Genomic DNA, 18,041 nt, shown 5'->3' on the forward strand with positions numbered 1-18,041 from the left:
TTCTAATTTTAAACAGATTAAAAAAAAAAAAGATCATTAAGAATAGTCTTTTAGACTATCCTTAATTGTTTCTAAAATTTTATTCAATTTAACTTATTGTTAATTTTGCTGTTTTAGTGATTGCATCATACATTGTGTTTCCAGCAAACTTAGCAGTGAAACTGTAGGTTCCTTTTTTGTTTAAGCTTACTTTAACAGTTGCAACACCTTTAGCGTTAGTGGTAGCGCTGTAAGATTTACCGTTTACAGTGAAGGTAATCTTCTTATTAGCAACTACTTTTCCACTTGCTGCTTTGAATGTTGCAGTTAAGGTTTTGCTTGTTGCACTTGCTTTGTAAGATTTGTTAGGAACGGTTAAGCTTCCTTTTTGTTTGCTTACAACAATCTTAGCAACGATGAATGATCCATTGTAGACATCATCTCCAAGGTAACTTACTGCGAATGTGTAAGTTCCTGCATTCTTAAGGTTGATCTGTAGCCTTGCTTTACCATCATTATCAGTGACTCTGTCATATACTTGACCGTTGAATCCGATTTGCACAGGCTTATTTTTCAATAAATTATCATTTTTGTCTTTTAAAGTAATGTAGAAGTATTTACCTACTCTTCCATCAGTATCTACGTCAACAGCAGTAGTAGTCATGTTTTCATAGACAATTTCAGTTTCTGTTCTTTCTGAGGAAATTGGACCAGCAGGAATAACAGTGCCTTCATCAGTATTGACAGAAGTTACTTTAAAGTCAAATGGATCTACACCAGCAGCTAAAGTGTTGCCGGTTACAGCAATTTCGCCAGTAGGAGCTAAAATAGGTCTTTCACTGTCAAGTTCCAATACGGTTACAGATTCAGCTACAACATCTTCACTAGCCAATTCAATATTATTGTCTTTAATATTGATGTTAGCCACATCGATAGCAGTTGGGTTGGTAGCATTATCAGCAGTAGCTTTAACAATGGAGTTAGCATTGTTTACTTTAAAGTCAACACCAGTAATATTAACTTCATTAGGACCACCTTCAGATTTAGGAACAATTTCAAAGATAGGTTTGTCTTCTTCACCAACAATAGTTCCACCAGTAATAGTTAAATCTTTATCAATAACTACATCTGCTACTTTATAGAAGACTTTATCTCCTAAATCAATAGTAGAACCAGGTTCTGCATTATCAATTAATTTTTGAAGTTCTTCTGCACCAGTACCTATTTTAATCTCATCGGTTTCTTTACCATTTTCAATTAATGTGTTTTCACCAATGCTTAAATCAGTAGTGCTTTCTTTTTTATTTAAGATAGCAGCATTTGCAGTACCTAAAGAATCATAAGTACTTATAGGAGTATAATCTCCTCCTTCAATACTAATAGTATTACCATCAATAGCTACATTCTTATCATCTTGAACTCCAATACCTACAGCACCAACACCAGTTGATGAAATGGTGTTATCTTCAAATACTACATCATTACTCTTAGTTGAAGAAATACCGTAAGCCATATTTTTCTCAGATGTGACTTCAATTTCGTTATTTGTAAATGTTATATTATTGTCAGAACTAGTACCTATACCATATGCGTCTGCACCAGTAGATACGGAAGTGATTTTATTTCCATCAATTAAGATGTCATTACAGTTGGATACATAGATAGGTTCAACCATACCGCTTCCAGAAATAACAATAGTGTTGTCAGAAATGTTTAAACCGGTAGTTCCTTGTCCTTTGTTCCAGAATGGATCATAGTTTTGCACATCAATACCATAAAGACCACCAGCATCACCAGACATGGTAATAGTATTGCCTGCAATGGTAATGTTTTTAGATCCTTCAGGAGCACCATAGACTGAAATAGCCATATCATAATTCCAACCAGGAGCAGAAACAGTAGTGATGGTATTGTCAGCAATAACAACATCACTCACACCATTATTAACAGCAATAACAGCGAAAACAGCACTACCATCATCCTCATAAAGCATATCTAATTTACCAATGACAGTTCCATCAGCACCAGTAACAAGATCAATAGTAGTATTGGTCTGTTTATTTCCATTACCTTTAATGGTTAAAGGAACATCAATAACCAATTTCTTATTATTCAACTCACCTAAGAAAATTATGTCATTAGGTAAAATAGGGGCATCATCCTTAATAGTACCGTCATCATTGAAGTAAGAAGCATAATTACTATCATCAATAGTGAGAGGAATATTTTCAGTGATAGTGTTTTCACCTATAACAACACCAGTATTACCTGATTTATCAAGAATAGCAGCATTTCCAGTACCAATTTTCTCATAAGTAGAAACAGTAGTATAATCTCCACCAACAATAGATATGGTGTTACCATCAACTTCTACATTTTCATCATTTACAAAACCAATACCTACAGCACCAACACCTAATGCAGTAATGTTGTTATTATCAATTACAACATCCTTACTGTCAGGAGAAGCTACACCGTAAGCCATATTATTTTCAGATGTGACTTCTATTTCATTATTGGTTACAGTGAAATTATTATTTGCACTTGTACCTATACCATATGCGTCTGCACCAGTAGAAGAGGAAGTAATTTTATTTCCATCAATTAATGTATCATTACAGTTGGATACATAGATAGGTTCAACCATACCGCTTCCAGTAATAACAATAGTGTTGTCAGAAATGTTTAAGCCAGTAGTTCCTTGTCCTTTGTTCCAGAATGGATCATAGTTTTGCACATCAATAGCATAAAGACCACCAGCATCACCAGACATGGTAATGGTATTACCAACAATTGTGATGTTTTTAGATCCTTCAGGAGCACCATAGACTGAAATAGCCATATCATAATTCCAACTAGGAGCAGAAACAGTAGTGATAGTATTGTCAGCAATAACAACATCACTCACACCATTATTAACAGCAATAACAGCGAAAACAGCACTACCATCATCCTCATAATACATATCCAAACCACTGATTAAAGTGCCATCAGCACCAGCAATAAGACTGATAGTGGTGTTGGTCTGTTTATTTCCATTGCCTTTAATGGTTAAAGGAACATCAATAACCAATTTCTTATTATTCAACTCACCTAAAATAATCAAATCTCCAGCACTAATAGGAGCATCATCCTTAATAGTACCATCATCATTGAAATAAGTAGCATAATTACTATCATCAATAGTTAAAGGACAAATTTCAGTGATAGAGTTTTCACCTATAACAACACCAGTATTGCCTGATTTATCAAGAATAGCAGCATTACCAGTACCAACTTTCTCATAAGTAGAAACAGTAGTATAATCACCACCAACAATAGATATGGTGTTACCATCAACTTCTACATTCTCATCACTAACAAAACCGACACCAATAGCACCAACACCTAATGCAGTAATGTTGTTATTATCAATTACAACATCCTTACTATTAGGAGAAGCAACACCATAAGCCATATTATTTTGAGAAGCAGCAATAATCTCATTGTTAGTTACAGTGAAATTATTATTTGCACTTGTACCTATACCATATGCGTCTGCACCAGTAGATGTGGAGGTTATTTTATTTCCATCAATTAAGATGTCATTACAGTTGGATACATAGATAGGTTCAACCATACCGCTTCCAGAAATAACAATAGTGTTGTCAGAAATGTTTAAGCCAGTAGTTCCTTGTCCTTTATTCCAGAATGGATCATAGTTTTGCACATCAATACCATAAAGACCACCAGCATCACCAGACATGGTAATGGTATTACCACTGACAGTGATGTTTTTAGATCCTACAGGAGCACCATAAACTGAAATAGCCATATCATAATTCCAACCAGGAGCAGAAACAGTGGTAATTGTATTGTCAGCAATAACAACATTGCTTACACCATCGTTAACAGCAATAATAGCGAAAACAGCACTTCCATCATCCTCATAATACATATCCAAACCACTGACAGTGGTTCCATCAGCACCAGCAACAAGACTGATAGTGGTATTGGTTAATTGATTGCCATTACCTTTGATGGTTAAAGGAACATCAATTACTAACTTCTTATTGTTCAACTCACCTAAGACCATGATATCATTAGCACTGATAGGAGCACCATCCTTAATGGTTCCGTCTTCATTGAAGTAAGTAGCATAATTATTATCATCAATTTCAGTAATTGTCTTGATGGTATTGTCCTCTACAACTAAAGGTTGGTTTCCAGTTTCATTTTTAGTAATGTTGAATGGAGCAACATTAGTGGTTATAGTGTTTCCAGTGACAGTGATATTGAAATAGTCATAATCTACAGCACCCATATTTGAATCAAATGTGACCAATGTAATAGCTGCAGTCTCATCACCAAATTCAGAATCAGGATAAGCGCCATTGATAGCTTCAGCATTAGCAATGACAAATATGTTATTGTTTGTTATTTCAACATCAGAACTTTTTGCACCAATACCCATAGCTCCTTTTTGAGACTCAATATTTACAGTATTATCTGCAATGACCATATCTTTAATCCAATCGCTTTCCATTTCAGGACCAAAATCGTATATGCTTATTACAGTGATACCATAAGCCATATCAGTGGATTTTAAGGAAATGTCATTTCCTTTAATGGTCACATTATATGGAGAAGGAGCCCAATTATCAAAGTCGAAAAATGCATAGGAATCCGCTAATTGTATACCATAGTTGGCACAAGCCCCCATAGTGCTTATTTTAATAATATTATTTTCAAAAAGGGATCCGACAAGTGTATCTAAGTACATACCTTCAGCCATACCAGTTTGAGCAGTGGAATCTATAATTATTGTGTTGTCAGATACATTGAAATCCTCTGCGGCATCCATTCCTGCAACAGATGGGTCAATGGAGAGGTAATGTATTAAATCTATACCATAAGTGTACATCACATCACTTTTCATAGTGATTACATTATTGGTTATAGATACACCGCTTACAAAACCATGGGTGGCAATAGCTATAGAAGTGTTTCCAAAAGTACTGTCATATTCTAAATTGAACTTATTGTTGTCAATTTGAATGTCAGTGCTTCCTTCCCTTACATCGATACCATCCTTGTTATAGTTGTTGAAGGTTAATCCAGAAATGAATACGGAACCTGCATTACCATAATCATCACCAATTATGATGGTACCGTTATTGATTATACCTTCGCCCTCTTTAGCAACAATGTTAATTTGAGAGCCATAGTCAATAATGATTTTTTTATCGTTTAATGTACCGATAACCAAATCATAATCTCCAGCTTGATCACCTGGAACTAAAATGTCCTTTGCAGTACCATCATCATTGAAATAAGTAGAATAAGTATCGTCATTTAGGTCATAAGATGGCCTCTCATCACCTAAAATATTTTCAACATCCTCATCTGCAGCTACAGTGGAATCATCCACCGTACTGAGAGTACTTACGTCCTCATCTGGACTATCGCTTAACTCGATGCCTGAATCGCCATCATCAATAGCGATTGAAGCATCTGCGTCATCAATAGACTCAGCACTTACAGCACCAATAGCAAGTATTGCCATGAGCAATACAGCCATGATGACCGTGAATTTATTTAGTTTCATAGTTTAAAACCTCATAAAGTCCTTTTTTATAAATTATAATTTATAATAAATGATTATTCAAAAAAAATATAATAACAAATATTGTCCTCAAAAATTCATTATCATATCTAGAAAATTTTGAACAATATTATTATATAAATTATATATTAAAATACTTTCTATTTAATTTTATAAAAAATCAAATGGTATTGAAAATGATAAAAAAAATTTATAGAAAACAATACAATTTTACAATAAATTAGTTTTCCATTAGATAATTGAACAAAAAGAATAGGGAAAGTAGATGAGGAAAAAATAGACTAAAAAATAGATAAAAATAAAGAGAAAACCATTAAGAAATAGTTAATTTAGCACTTTTAGAGACAGCAGCATAAGTATTGTCACCAGCATATTTGACAGTGAAACTATAGGTTCCCTTCTTGGATAGGCTAACATTGATGGTTACTACCCCATTTGAATTTGTCTTTGCAGAATAGGTCTTTCCATTCAATGTAAGCTTGATTGTCTTGTTCTTTAAAGGCTTTTTGCTTGCAGACTTGAGGGAAACACTGATTTTTTTGGATTTTGCATCCGCCTTGTAATAATAGTTTGATGTGGATATGACCGGTTTCTGCTTGTTTACAACAATCTTAGCAACAATGAATGATCCGTTATAGTCATCATCTCCAAGGTAACTTACCGCAAAGGTGTATGTTCCTGCATTCTTAAGGTTTATCTGAAGCCTTGCTTGACCATTGCTGTCTGTTGTCCTGTTATATACATTTCCATTGAATCCTATTTGTACAGGCTTACCTGCCAATGCCTTGCCAGATTTGTCCTTTAAGCTAATGTAGAAGTATTTTCCTACCCTGCCGTCAGTTGCTGTATCCACAGCAGTTGTAGTCATGTTCTGATAGATGATTTGAGTTTCGCTTCTAAAGGATATTGTCTTGTCACTTGGAACCAATACATCAGTTCCGCTATGCACTGAACTTACATCAAAATCAAAGACTTTCATGCCTTGAACAATATTGTTGTCTTTGATGGAGATTTCATTAGTGATGGCCAATGCTTCACTGTCAGCCAATAGCTTGACTATGGTGACTGCTTCGCCGACAACCTGACTGTTGATTGCTCTAAAATCATTATTCTGAATCTTGATGGATGGAACATCAATCAGATAATTGGTGTCGTTGAATCCATTTATCACTGCAAAGACATTTCCATTGTCTAAAAAGGCCAATGCATCAGACACATTGAATGAATCATTGGAATCAGAGAGCACATTGAAAAGGGCATTTCCCTCCTTCAGATTGGAAATCATGATTCCATTTATCAAGGCAATTGACTTATTGATATCGATAGCCTCGGAAATGATGTAGACATTATTTCCTAAATTGACAGTCTCTCCATCTTCAGCATTCCTGATAATGTTTTCAAGGTCCTTTAAAGGATTGTCCAAGTGGACGATATTGGTGGATTGGCCATTTTCCATCAAATTATTATCTTCCAAGATTATGCTGTTTAAATCAGTGCTTTTATCAATTGAGATAGCTGCATCTGCTTTCAACGGATTGTCCTCAATGAATTCCTTAATGTCAAAATCCCCATCTCGGATATGTTCCAGGAAGTCTTCATAATTGAATCCATAAACCTTGATATCATTATCCGCTATTCTAAAATCACTGCAATTAGAAAGGAGGATTCCACCTGAGGAATATGCTTCGATGTGGATGGAGTTATTTAAGATTGAAGCATCAGATGAAGACAATAGACTGATACCTATTGAACTGCCACCCTCTTTAAGATTATAGATTGAAATTGAATTGTTCGCTATTTTGAGCCCTTCAATGATTTTGTCATATGTCTTGAATCCATCATTTTTAACTATTATTCCATTGAATTGGGACAATTCAGAGTCAATTTCCATATGATTGCCCACTATTGAAATATTCCTATAGCTTTCATAAGCATCTATCCTGATGGCGTTTAAATTTGCATTGTCCCCTGTTAAATCATCTACGATAAACCTATTATTGGATATCAATACATTGCTGACGCCATCCTTGACTCTTATGATTGAAATGTCTCCGGCATAATCGTAATCCTCAAGATTGAATGTGAAATTGCTTACAACACTGTTTGAGCTTTCACCTTCGAGAATGATGAAGCTGTTATTCATGGTATAGCCACTCAGTCCAATGATGATTAAAGGAATGTCGAATCTGAATAGCTTATTGTTTACGTTTCCAATCCTTATGGTATCTCCGAAATTAAAGATTACATCATCAAGGAAAGTCCCATCGTCATTGAAGTATTCATGATAATTGGAATCGTCTATTATGAAATATGCATACTTGACAATTGAGCCATGAAGTGAAAGTATCAGAGGATCCACATTGGAATTTATCTCATTTTCACCATAGGTAAGCACTGAATTGTTGTCATTTAAAATGGCTGAAAAGCTTAATGAGGAACTGTTTATGATATTTCCCGCCATATTTAATCGACTATTGTTTAAGATTACTGCATAATTATCTGAATATACGATAATCGTATTATTATTCAAAGTCATGTTTGAGTTATCTGTATGGATTGGGCTGAATAATTCATTTGAGGAGCAGAAGTGAATTATGCTATTGATTAGACTGACATTTTTCACATTTTTGAAATCAAAAGTGTTTGCATTTCCATTGCTTATGTTTACAAATACACCGTCTATATTTACATTATCACAGAGGATATTGAATGAAATGTCCTTAATATATGAATCCTCTCCAATGATATTTGCCTCTTGGTTAAGGGTGATTAATTCTATTTTACCTTCTGAATCTGTTAAATCACTAAACTGTCCCTTAAGGACGAAGTTTTCAAAAATTTCATTGGATTTCAATGTGCCGTCAGGATTGAAGAAGGTGAAGAATGTCTCATTTACCACTGCCACGGTATTGTTGTCCAAATTGATTATGGTCTTGCCTAAAACATCCTCAAAATTAATGTAATCATCAAGATTCTCCAATAGGTAATTGTTTAGAATGGTCACGTCAACAGGATATTTTGCCCGTGTCTGCTTGACAATCAGAATGCCAGTGCCGTTTGGTGAAGAGATTATGTTGTTTGAGAGAGTGAGATTGGTCATATTCCCTTTTACATAAATGCATGTTCCATTGGCCATATTGATTGTATTGTTATGAATTAGGCAATTGGAAGCGGTCAGAGCAAATTGAATGCCGTTTGGACCTGTAATATTTTGGATGGTATTGCCAATGATAGTGGTGTTCACTACCGCATAAATTGCAGGGCCTGTTATCTTGCTGTCATAGATTGTGTTGTTTATTATCACATTATTGTATGAAGCGAATATTCCTCCTTCACCACCATCAGTACCGTCGTTTCCTTCATAATAGCTTCCGCTTAGATTGAAGATTCTGTTTCCAACGATTATATTGAAGCTTCCTTCAGAGTCCACTCCACGATAGGTGTTCATTATCGTATTGTTCAGGATTTGATTGTAATCCCCCATGATATGAATTCCATAAGCCCAAGCGGAAGGATTCCTAAGGCCTGTCTCTTCACTGAAGGCTGATGTGGTTACTGTATTGTTGAAAATGACATTGTAATTGGATTTTTCATAACCGTATGTAGTCAGATAGATAGGATTTGAATCCTTTACTGAAACATGATTTGAATAGATGTTATTGTAATGGGATTCTCCAAGCAAGATGCCTGCACGTTTCCAGGACATGTTCATATATCCTGTAAATGTGGTTTCAAAGTCATTGTCGTGGATATTGCAATAGCTGGAACCTACTAAAAAGGTCGGATTACTGTTTGCACCTGTTGAATAGGAACTGCAATTGAAGACATTGACATAACTTGATCCTAAAATGTATACAGAGGGAGTCATCTCTATGCTTGTATTGAACCTTAAGTTAGAAACAGAGGATGGAGATGAAGAAGGGGATGTGACATTTTCAAATTCCACCATACAATTTGTTAAGTAAGCATTATTTTGACTGCTTGTGATTGAACATGGAATTGTGAATATGAAATTCTTCTTATTGAAATTTCCAGTAAGATTAATGGTGTCTCCAGCAGAGACCTTATCTGTAAGGACATATCCTTTGGAATTGAAGTATTTGCTATAAGTTGATGAACTTACCTGATGAACAGTAGTGGAATCTTCCTTTAATGAACCTTTTGAACTATAATCCAAACTATCATCAACATCAGATTCCAAAGAATCATCCACATAAGAGTCTGAACTATCCAAATCAGAGTCCAAACTATCCCCTGAAATGGAATCCAAATCGATGTTCTCATCAATCTCCAAGTCAACAGCATCACTATCTTGAATGCTATCATCTAATTCTGACGCATTTACACAAGAAATGGACAGGATTAGAATGAATAGAAAGATAATGACTTTAGCAAAATCCCTCATAGTTTTCCCCAAATAAATTAAATCTAATTAAATCCATCTAAAAACAATTCCATCTGAAATTATATGCAGCATAAAATTAGATTATTTTTAAATTATAATTAAATTTTGATTAAATAAGTTTTATTATATAATAGTTTTTTTAATTATGATTATTATTAAAATTTTTCATTTGAAATTATGGAAAAAATAGAAAAATAGCTAAAATATCATAATATTAAAATCAAAAAATGATAAAAAATAGAATTTAGTTAATAAGTATACGAACATTTAAAAATAGCCTAAAAAAAAGAAAAAAAGAAAAAATAGAAAAAGTTAAGATATAACTTTTTCTAAAAGAGTTTTGGTCAAGGTTTTACGAGCCGTAGGCGAGTAAAAGCTTGTTAGAAAGGACTTGGGAGTCCCATGTTAACTCTTCTTTCGATTTCTTTTCTACCTTTGTCTTTCTTACCGTTAGCTAATTTTTCGAGTAATTCTAAACCAGGTTTTACATCATCCATTGGTTTGGTTTCGATTACTCCAGCTTCTACAGCTGCGGTAAAGATGTCTGCTCCGTTGTCAGTTCTGGTAAATACAGTGGACCAGCCATCTGGAGAACCTACAGATCCGGTGGATACATCAGCTAATTCTGCAACATAGTCGAGACAGATGTTACATCCAGCTTGTTCGTATCCGTGAGTTTCTTTTAATGCAAGTCCAGATTCTTTTTCAGGATCGGTAATCCAGAATTTTCCTTTACCAATGTCCATTTTGTTAACATTGTCTAAGGAAGAGTTCATTTTACCTTCTACGAAGGTTTTTAAGGAATCTCTTGGGAAGTTTTCCATACAGAAAATACCGATGATTAATGCAAGTTTATCTGCTACAAATCTGGTAGCAAATGGGTAGGATTGCATTTTTCTGAGTCCCATAATTTGACAAGGAGTTCCTACAGTTCCGATTTTTTCAAGACCGTATTGTCTTACAGCTTCTTTGAGTCTGATTGCGTTTGGAGAGAAGGTGTATTTGGTACCTGCTGCTGCAATGATTTCTTCTGGAGTCATTGCAATAGTTGGTTCAGGTTTCCATGCGTCTTCAGTATCTCCAGCAACAATAGCTCCTTCAATGATGTTTTCTTCTAAAGCATAGCATAATAATGCGCTTACGATTCCACCATCTTGTGCGACTTTTTGGATTGCTTTGTCAGTAGCTCTTGCAGATACTACTTCTTTATATGTACCGAATGCCATTTTACTTCCTCCTATAATCCTAAGTCCTTTTTAATTTGTTCAGCAGGGAACCAGGTTCTTGGACAGTGAGTAGTACATGCACCACATTTAATACATCTGTTTTTGTTGTGGGATGGTCTACCTTCTACCATTTCAAGAGCTCTGGTTGGACAAGCTAATACACAAGTTCCACAACCAGTACATAATGCTTTGCTTACAACGTTGGTTTGTAAGTCACAACCACATGCTAAGTTGCATGCTGCCATGTCTAACATAGGTTGTAAGTAGTCCATGTCTCCGTTAATTAATGCAACAACTACTTTTGCAATAATTTCAGGGGATGCTGGGCATCCTGGAATAGCACAATCTACTTTAATTAAGTCAGAAATTGGTACAAATGATTCATGTTTTGGTTGAGCTAATTGTCCACCACGTGCGTAACGGGTGAAACAACCAGTCATAGCACAAGATCCAAATGCGCAAACTAATCCTGATTTTTCTCTTACTTCCATAAGTTCTTTTACACTGTGTTCATCTTGTAAACAGACAGACCCTTCGACTAATGCTAAATCCATTTCAGGCATTTCCCATAAATCTACTAAAGTTGTTCCGTAAACAATGTCCACCATATCAGTGAGTAAGGTTGAGAGAATGTCATAGTTTTCAGTTAATGACATACCGTCTCCAGTACAACCACTCATGTGAATATATCCTATTTTTGGTTTGTCAGCCACTTTTTCAACCTCCTGTGTTGAAGATTCTTTACTTATTTGCTCAGATGATTCTGCTTGTTTTTTAGCCTCTTCTTCAGCTGCAGCATCAGCTGCTTTTTTTGCTTCTTCAGCAGGCTTTGATTGAGCTTCAACTTCGCTTTTCATTTCTTGTTTTAATTTAGCTTTTGCTTCATCATCTTCTGCGTCCGGTTTAGCTTCAAGGCCTAAAAATTTTCTTAATTTATTTTTTAATCCATCAAGCATTGCTAAACCCCTTTAAAGTTCATTTAATATCATTTCAATAGCTTTAGGAATAGCCGCCTCCACTGGCTCTGTTAAGCCCATGTCAACATCTGGTGCAGTGATTTCCGCCGGTTTGCATCCAACTATAACTACTTCTATGCCCATGTCAACCAAATCATGAAGCGGTTCTTCAACAGGCCAAGTATGAGCGTTCTCATATTTGCCTTTAGGCATATCATAAGGACTGAAAATCTTAAGGGTTCCTGGTTCTGCATTCCATTCTACAACATCAACCACGATCACTTTTTTCCAATTCTCATCAGGCATAGAAAAAATGAAGTGTGTTGCACCGGTTCCTGCATCAATGAACTGAGTGTCTTCCGGCATTTCAATATCATTTTCTTTAAAATAATCTTCTAAAGCATGGATAACCATTGGACCGAAACCATCGTCTTTAAACAATACATTTCCACATCCAACAACTAATCTTCCTGCATCATATGGCATTTTATTCCTCTCTATTAAAATCTATAAAATTAAATTCTCACCATTTCGTTTTTAACAACTGATCCATCTTCGTCGTCAACTACCATTACGTGAGTTGCACAAGATAAACATGGGTCGTAAGCTCTGATTACGTGAGGTCCCCATTCGTGATGGAATCCTTCAGTTGCAGGACCCATAGTTGGGATGTTCCAAGTAGTTGGTACTAATGCACTGTAGAAAGCGGTTTTTCCGTCTTTTACTTGTGCCATGTGAATATCAGTTCCTCTAGGAGCTTCTACTACACCGATACCTAATTTGTTGGTTCCTCTTGGGTCGAAATCTGCGAGGGTATTAGCAGCAGTGTCTAATTCATCTAAGATAGCAATAGCTCTGGAAAGGTAAGTTTTCATTTCACGAGCTCTAGCTAAGTGTTGAGCTACAACACCTTTTTCTTTGTAGCCTTGGAATTTGTCTAATCTTGCTCTAGGACCAGTTTCTACATTTAAACCATCATATAATGGTACAGTAGTACATGCTCTTTTACCGATTTCTGGGTCATCATACCATAATTCTGGTACAATTTCAGTAAATCTGTCAAGATCGAAGAATTCTCTTTTACCGTAAATAACATCACTTGCAAATACAGGAGCATTGATTGCACCTAATCCTTCAGGAATGTCCTTTTCAAGGATTAAGTTAGTCATTAATTCAACGTGATTGTCTACTACTGGGACTAATGCTTTGAGTCTGGTGTATAATTTTTTACGTGCAAGTTCAGATAAGTTTCTTGCCATACCACCGATTCTGATATCAGATGGGTGGATACCTTCACCAGCTACCATATCTACAACGTATTGTGCGTTTTTCCTAATTGTTCCAACACTGTCTACTGCAGTTTTGAAAAGATCTTCAGGTACGAAGTCAGGAGCAACTAAGAAATGGTGAATTGCGTGACTGTTTAAGTTAGAAGATGCAATTGTTAATTCTCTTAACAATGCAGCTGCTTTTGGAATTTCAATGTCTAAAGAGTCATCCATTGCTTCAACAGATGCCATTGTATGAGGTACTGGACATACCCCACAGATTCTTTGACAAAGAACTGGTGCAGTCTCAGGTGCTTTACCTGTAACCATTTTCTCTAAGCCTCTGACAGGTGTGATACTGAAGTATCTACCTTTGGTAACGATCCCTTCATCGTCAATTTCCATGACTAATTCGGCATGACCTTCTTGACGAGATGTTGGGGATATAACTATTTTATCGCTCAAATGTGTCACCTCTTATTTTATTTAAAATTTTAAAAGTTAGAAACTAACAGATATATATTAATCTAAAATATAATATAAACATTGTTTTAAGAGTTAAAAAGAAACATTTAAATAGGTTAATTATTTAGGTTTTCCTAAAATTTTAGCCCAAATCAAAAAATCGTTAACAATTAATGAAACAAATAGAAAAAAAAGGGATTTAGAACAAATTAATAAAGTTAAATTGATAAATTTTAATGATAAATAATGATAAATGACCATGACAAATTTTTTAAATTAATTATTAACTAATTAAAAATAAGTATTACTTTTGAGAAAAAAATGAGATTTGAAAATTAGTGAAAACAAGGAAAAAAATTTCAAAAAAACAGCTAAATAAAAATGCTAAAAAATCATATGAAAACTGTTTGAGTCAATCATGTTTTTTGCAAAAATATGGCCAAAAGTAATAACAATGAAAAAATGAGTATTACTGAATTGATCTTACAAAACATCTTATTGTTTTCACTTGGAAAGATGAGGAATTTGACAAGAAAAATTTGAAAGTTTTAAAAAAAGTATAAATAATTTATTTGAAATTTTTAGGAAAGATATATTTAAGATAATGAACAATAATATTATACAATTGTTAAATTTTGATAAAAAAATATTTAAACAATTAAGTTCAGATTTATAAAAAAATACTTCTTAAAAAAGGAGGTGAAATAATGGATAATTCAAACATAATTATATCTATAATTATTGTATTATGTATTGCTGCAGGAGTAACCGCTTATGGAATAAGCGAAGGGGACAATGCGGTTTTCAATGACTTAACTGGATTCTCTCCAGACAGTTCAAGTGACAGCAATGGTATAGATGACATGATCAGTACTGATGCAAACGATGGAAGCGGATCAGATACTTCTTCAGGAAGTTCAGGATCCAGTAGCAGCGGAAGCAGTAGCGGAAGCAGTTCTGGAAGCAGTTCTGGAAGTGGAACCAGTTCAGGATCTGGAACCAACCCAGGAAGAAATGGAAATAATGATAACACTGATGATAATAATAAACCAACCGACGATATAGGATATGATGCATCTTTCAAAAAAGCAAAAGAAGCTGCAGGAGAAGGTGCAAAATTCATCAGGTCTGTAACTCAAACTGACTGCAGAATATTCTATTTCGAAAAACATATGCCTCCATCTGAACAAAGTAATTACACTACCGATACATTTGGTATAGCTGTGGACAAAAAAACCGGCATAACAAGTTTAGTTTAAACTGGCAGTGCAAAATACGAATATTCTATCAAACTAATACATAATATTAAATGGTGTCGCATTAAAAAATTGCGGCACGATTTAAATAAAAATCATATGAATCTAATTAAAGATTAGAGGTGGAAATGTGGACAATACAAGCATACTTATTTCTGTGGTAATCGTTTTATGTATTGCTGCTGGAGTAACTGCATATGGATTAACAAACGATAGCAATACCGTATTCAATGATCTTTCAGGATTTACACCTGATGAACAAGGAAATACTGGTATCGGCAATAACTCTACAGGTTTAGATGGAACCGGTGCAACTGGATCTTCTTCCGGAACCAGTGCAAGTAGCGGAACCAGTAGCTCAGGCTCAAGCAGCAGTTCTAGCTCAAGCTCAAGCTCTTCCGAGCATCACAATGTAAGCCCTGAAAAAGCTAAAAAAATTGCTCAAGCTGCAGGATGGGAAGGCTGCTGGTGTTATAGTGTCAAATACAATTCTCATGGATACTACACTTGTCTCTTAAAAGATGCTCAAGGCCGTACCGGTTATGTACTTGTTGGATCTGGTACAGGAACAGTCTTAGAAGGTGCTTTCAGTGAGGAAGTAGTGCCAGAAGCTGCTGATGATGACAATTCTACTGACTCTGATTCAGGTAACGAAACCAGTGAAAACAGCCAATAAGCAATTAAAAAATTAAATTATTAATTTAATATAATTTTTATTATTTTTTTAAAAACTTAAATTTTAAATAGATATAAGAATTATTCTATGTTTATTTTAACTTTTTAGAATCAGTATAATAAAAAAAGATTAATTTACCAATACTTTTATATATCATAATAAACATATTATTAAATGTTGTACATAGGGCCCGTAGCCTAGCTGGACAGGGCGTCGGACTTCTAATCCGAAGGTCCCGGGTTCAAATCCCGGCGGGTCCGCTCTATTACTATTTTTTATTTATTTTTAACACATATTTTAAAAATAGACTACTTAAGATATCTTAAGCAGTTGATCATATAGGCTTGTAGCCCAGTTTGGATAAGGCGTTAGACTCCTAATCTAAAGACCGCGGGTTCAAATCCCGCCAAGCCTGCTTTTTTATAATTTTAGAAATTATCAAGAGTGATGATTTTCTCTTTCTTTTCCTCTTTTTTCAATTCCTCAGCAAAGGATATTTCACCGTATTTGCCTCCACCACCTGGAACCACATTCAATGTCTTGTTTCTGAATCCTTCTATTCCAAGGGCTACCTTATCATCTATTTTTGAAATATCCTCCAATGGAACATTGATTAGGACATCAATTTCAGGACCATATGCATCAATCAGCTTTTGCCAAACACCTTGTACTGTCTTGGTTGTTATTCCCTTATCGTAAATCATGCTGATTATCTCAGCAAGAGGCATCAGATGAACATAAGGAGGCCTATGGCTTGGATGATGAGGCTCATCATAATCTGCAATTTCACTGATTCTAAAATCAACCCCTTTCTTGATTCTTCCTCCACAGGAGCATTTCATTCCATTTGATTTTGCAATATCAGGGTCAATGATCTTATAGCATTTTGTGCATGCTGTCATGTGATATTTTCCTAAATTCGGAAGCAAACCGTAATTTGCCTTGACGGTCTTATTCTTCAATGCATTTTGAAGTGATGTGTATGAAATGTCCTCCATCTCTATCTGATTGAATTCCCTTCCCAACCTATGAGGCCATGGAGAATGAGCATCAGAATTGGTTAAGAATACAAAATCAGACAGTTCCTTTACGGTATCTGCCATGTCAGTATCTGCAGACAATCCAAGTTCAACAAAATCAGGCTTTTTCTCATAACAGTCATAAATGCTGTCATATGTCTTGTACATTCCAGTCCAAGGAGTGAATGAATGGGCAGGTCCAATCATGCAGTCATACTCTTTTACAAGCTCGAAAAGCTCAGCACCACTTAATGGGCTTCTTGGCCTTCCATCAATGAACTTGTTTGGAGAAACCAACTTTTGGGAAAGCTCACGAGCTACATCAATATCCGGAATTATGATTACATGGTGAATCTTGTGTTGGGCTTCAACCTCTGTTGTCAAGATGAAATCACAATCTTTGTGTGAGTATATTCCATCACCATTATATTCAGTGCTTTCGGCTACAATATCCAGCCATTTAGGATGCAAGGCGTCTCCAGTACCAACTAAGTTCAATCCCTTTTCACGGGATTTTGGAGCTATATTGTTTATTACCATATCCTTTGAAGTGGCTGCTGAAAAGCAACTGTGAGTGTGTAAATCTGCATTGACCAACATATAATAATCATTTTAATTTTTTAATATAAATATTTTTTAACTAAATTATCTTTTAACTAATTATTTTTTAATATAAATATTTTTTAACTAAAAGATATAGATAGACTATTGATTATAATTAATTTGAATTGAGTGATTCCATGACTAAAAAACGTTGCCCTTGGGCTGAAGATGTAGAAGAAATATATATAAGGTATCATGACGAAGAGTGGGGAGCTCCCACTTTAGATGACCGTGAACTGTTTGAAATGCTTGTTCTTGAATCATTCCAGGCAGGACTTGCATGGATTACAATATTAAAAAAACGTGAAAACTTCAAAGCTGCCTTCGATAACTTTGATGTTGAAAAGGTGGCAAATTATGATGAGAAGAAGATAGAAGAGCTATTGAACAATGCAGGAATAATAAGGCATAAAGGAAAAATAAACGCTGCAATAAACAATGCAAAGGTCTTCATCGAAATGCAAAAGGAATATGGATCATTCTCAAATTACATATGGCACTTTACAGACAATAAGGTTTTAATTGATACAGAAGAGAACTATTTGACCAACTCTCCTCTTTCAGACAAAATAGCTAAGGATTT

The 18,041-nt window shown here is 35.0% G+C and carries 10 protein-coding genes and 2 tRNA genes; 5 read left to right on the forward strand and 7 right to left on the reverse strand.

The annotated features are described in order from the left end of the window. Positions 1-88 precede the first annotated feature (88 nt). The 6 genes from ACKI67_RS03020 to frhA form a co-directional block, all read right to left on the reverse strand. Positions 89-5,566: an Ig-like domain-containing protein gene (locus ACKI67_RS03020; protein ID WP_407461921.1), complete on the reverse strand. Its 5,478-nt coding sequence runs from the start codon at positions 5,564-5,566 to the stop codon at positions 89-91. Positions 5,567-5,897: 331 nt separating this feature from the next. Next, complete coding sequence (locus ACKI67_RS03025; RefSeq protein ID WP_407461922.1) at positions 5,898-9,989, reverse strand: right-handed parallel beta-helix repeat-containing protein; 4,092 nt, start codon at positions 9,987-9,989, stop codon at positions 5,898-5,900. A gap of 380 nt (positions 9,990-10,369) precedes the next feature. After that, positions 10,370-11,215, reverse strand: coding sequence for a coenzyme F420 hydrogenase subunit beta (gene frhB, locus ACKI67_RS03030; RefSeq protein WP_405289315.1), 846 nt, complete (start codon positions 11,213-11,215; stop codon positions 10,370-10,372). A gap of 11 nt (positions 11,216-11,226) precedes the next feature. Continuing rightward, positions 11,227-12,171, reverse strand: coding sequence for a coenzyme F420 hydrogenase subunit gamma (frhG, locus tag ACKI67_RS03035; protein WP_405289316.1), 945 nt, complete (start codon positions 12,169-12,171; stop codon positions 11,227-11,229). Between the two features lie 12 nt (positions 12,172-12,183). Beyond that, the gene (gene frhD / locus ACKI67_RS03040; protein WP_407461923.1) at positions 12,184-12,657 is read right to left on the reverse strand and encodes a coenzyme F420-reducing hydrogenase, FrhD protein; all 474 of its coding nucleotides are present in this window, start codon (positions 12,655-12,657) and stop codon (positions 12,184-12,186) included. A gap of 29 nt (positions 12,658-12,686) precedes the next feature. Continuing rightward, positions 12,687-13,904: a coenzyme F420 hydrogenase subunit alpha gene (gene frhA, locus ACKI67_RS03045; RefSeq protein WP_407461924.1), complete on the reverse strand. Its 1,218-nt coding sequence runs from the start codon at positions 13,902-13,904 to the stop codon at positions 12,687-12,689. A 707-nt stretch (positions 13,905-14,611) separates the two neighbouring features. On the opposite strand from frhA, the gene ACKI67_RS03050 reads away from it, so the two are divergent. The 4 genes from ACKI67_RS03050 to ACKI67_RS03065 all read left to right on the forward strand — a co-directional run bounded on the left by ACKI67_RS03050 (position 14,612) and on the right by ACKI67_RS03065 (position 16,251). Beyond that, positions 14,612-15,163, forward strand: a complete 552-nt coding sequence (locus ACKI67_RS03050; RefSeq protein WP_407461925.1) for a hypothetical protein — start codon at positions 14,612-14,614, stop codon at positions 15,161-15,163. Between the two features lie 127 nt (positions 15,164-15,290). Beyond that, the gene (locus tag ACKI67_RS03055) at positions 15,291-15,836 is read left to right on the forward strand and encodes a hypothetical protein (RefSeq protein ID WP_407461926.1); all 546 of its coding nucleotides are present in this window, start codon (positions 15,291-15,293) and stop codon (positions 15,834-15,836) included. 186 nt (positions 15,837-16,022) lie between these two features. Continuing rightward, positions 16,023-16,096, forward strand: a tRNA-Arg gene (locus ACKI67_RS03060). A gap of 80 nt (positions 16,097-16,176) precedes the next feature. Beyond that, positions 16,177-16,251: transfer RNA gene (locus ACKI67_RS03065), tRNA-Arg, on the forward strand. 13 nt (positions 16,252-16,264) lie between these two features. Here ACKI67_RS03065 and ACKI67_RS03070 read toward each other — a convergent pair. Then, positions 16,265-17,455 (reverse strand): TIGR00375 family protein, encoded by a 1,191-nt coding sequence (locus ACKI67_RS03070; protein WP_407461927.1) that lies wholly within the window; start codon positions 17,453-17,455, stop codon positions 16,265-16,267. Between the two features lie 140 nt (positions 17,456-17,595). Between ACKI67_RS03070 and ACKI67_RS03075 the strand changes: the two genes are divergently transcribed. Next, positions 17,596-18,041, forward strand: a 446-nt coding sequence (locus ACKI67_RS03075) for a DNA-3-methyladenine glycosylase I (RefSeq protein ID WP_407461928.1), incomplete at its 3' end; no start/stop codon positions are given.

This window comes from Methanobrevibacter sp. (genome assembly GCF_045577275.1).
Lineage (GTDB): Archaea > Methanobacteriota > Methanobacteria > Methanobacteriales > Methanobacteriaceae > Methanobrevibacter.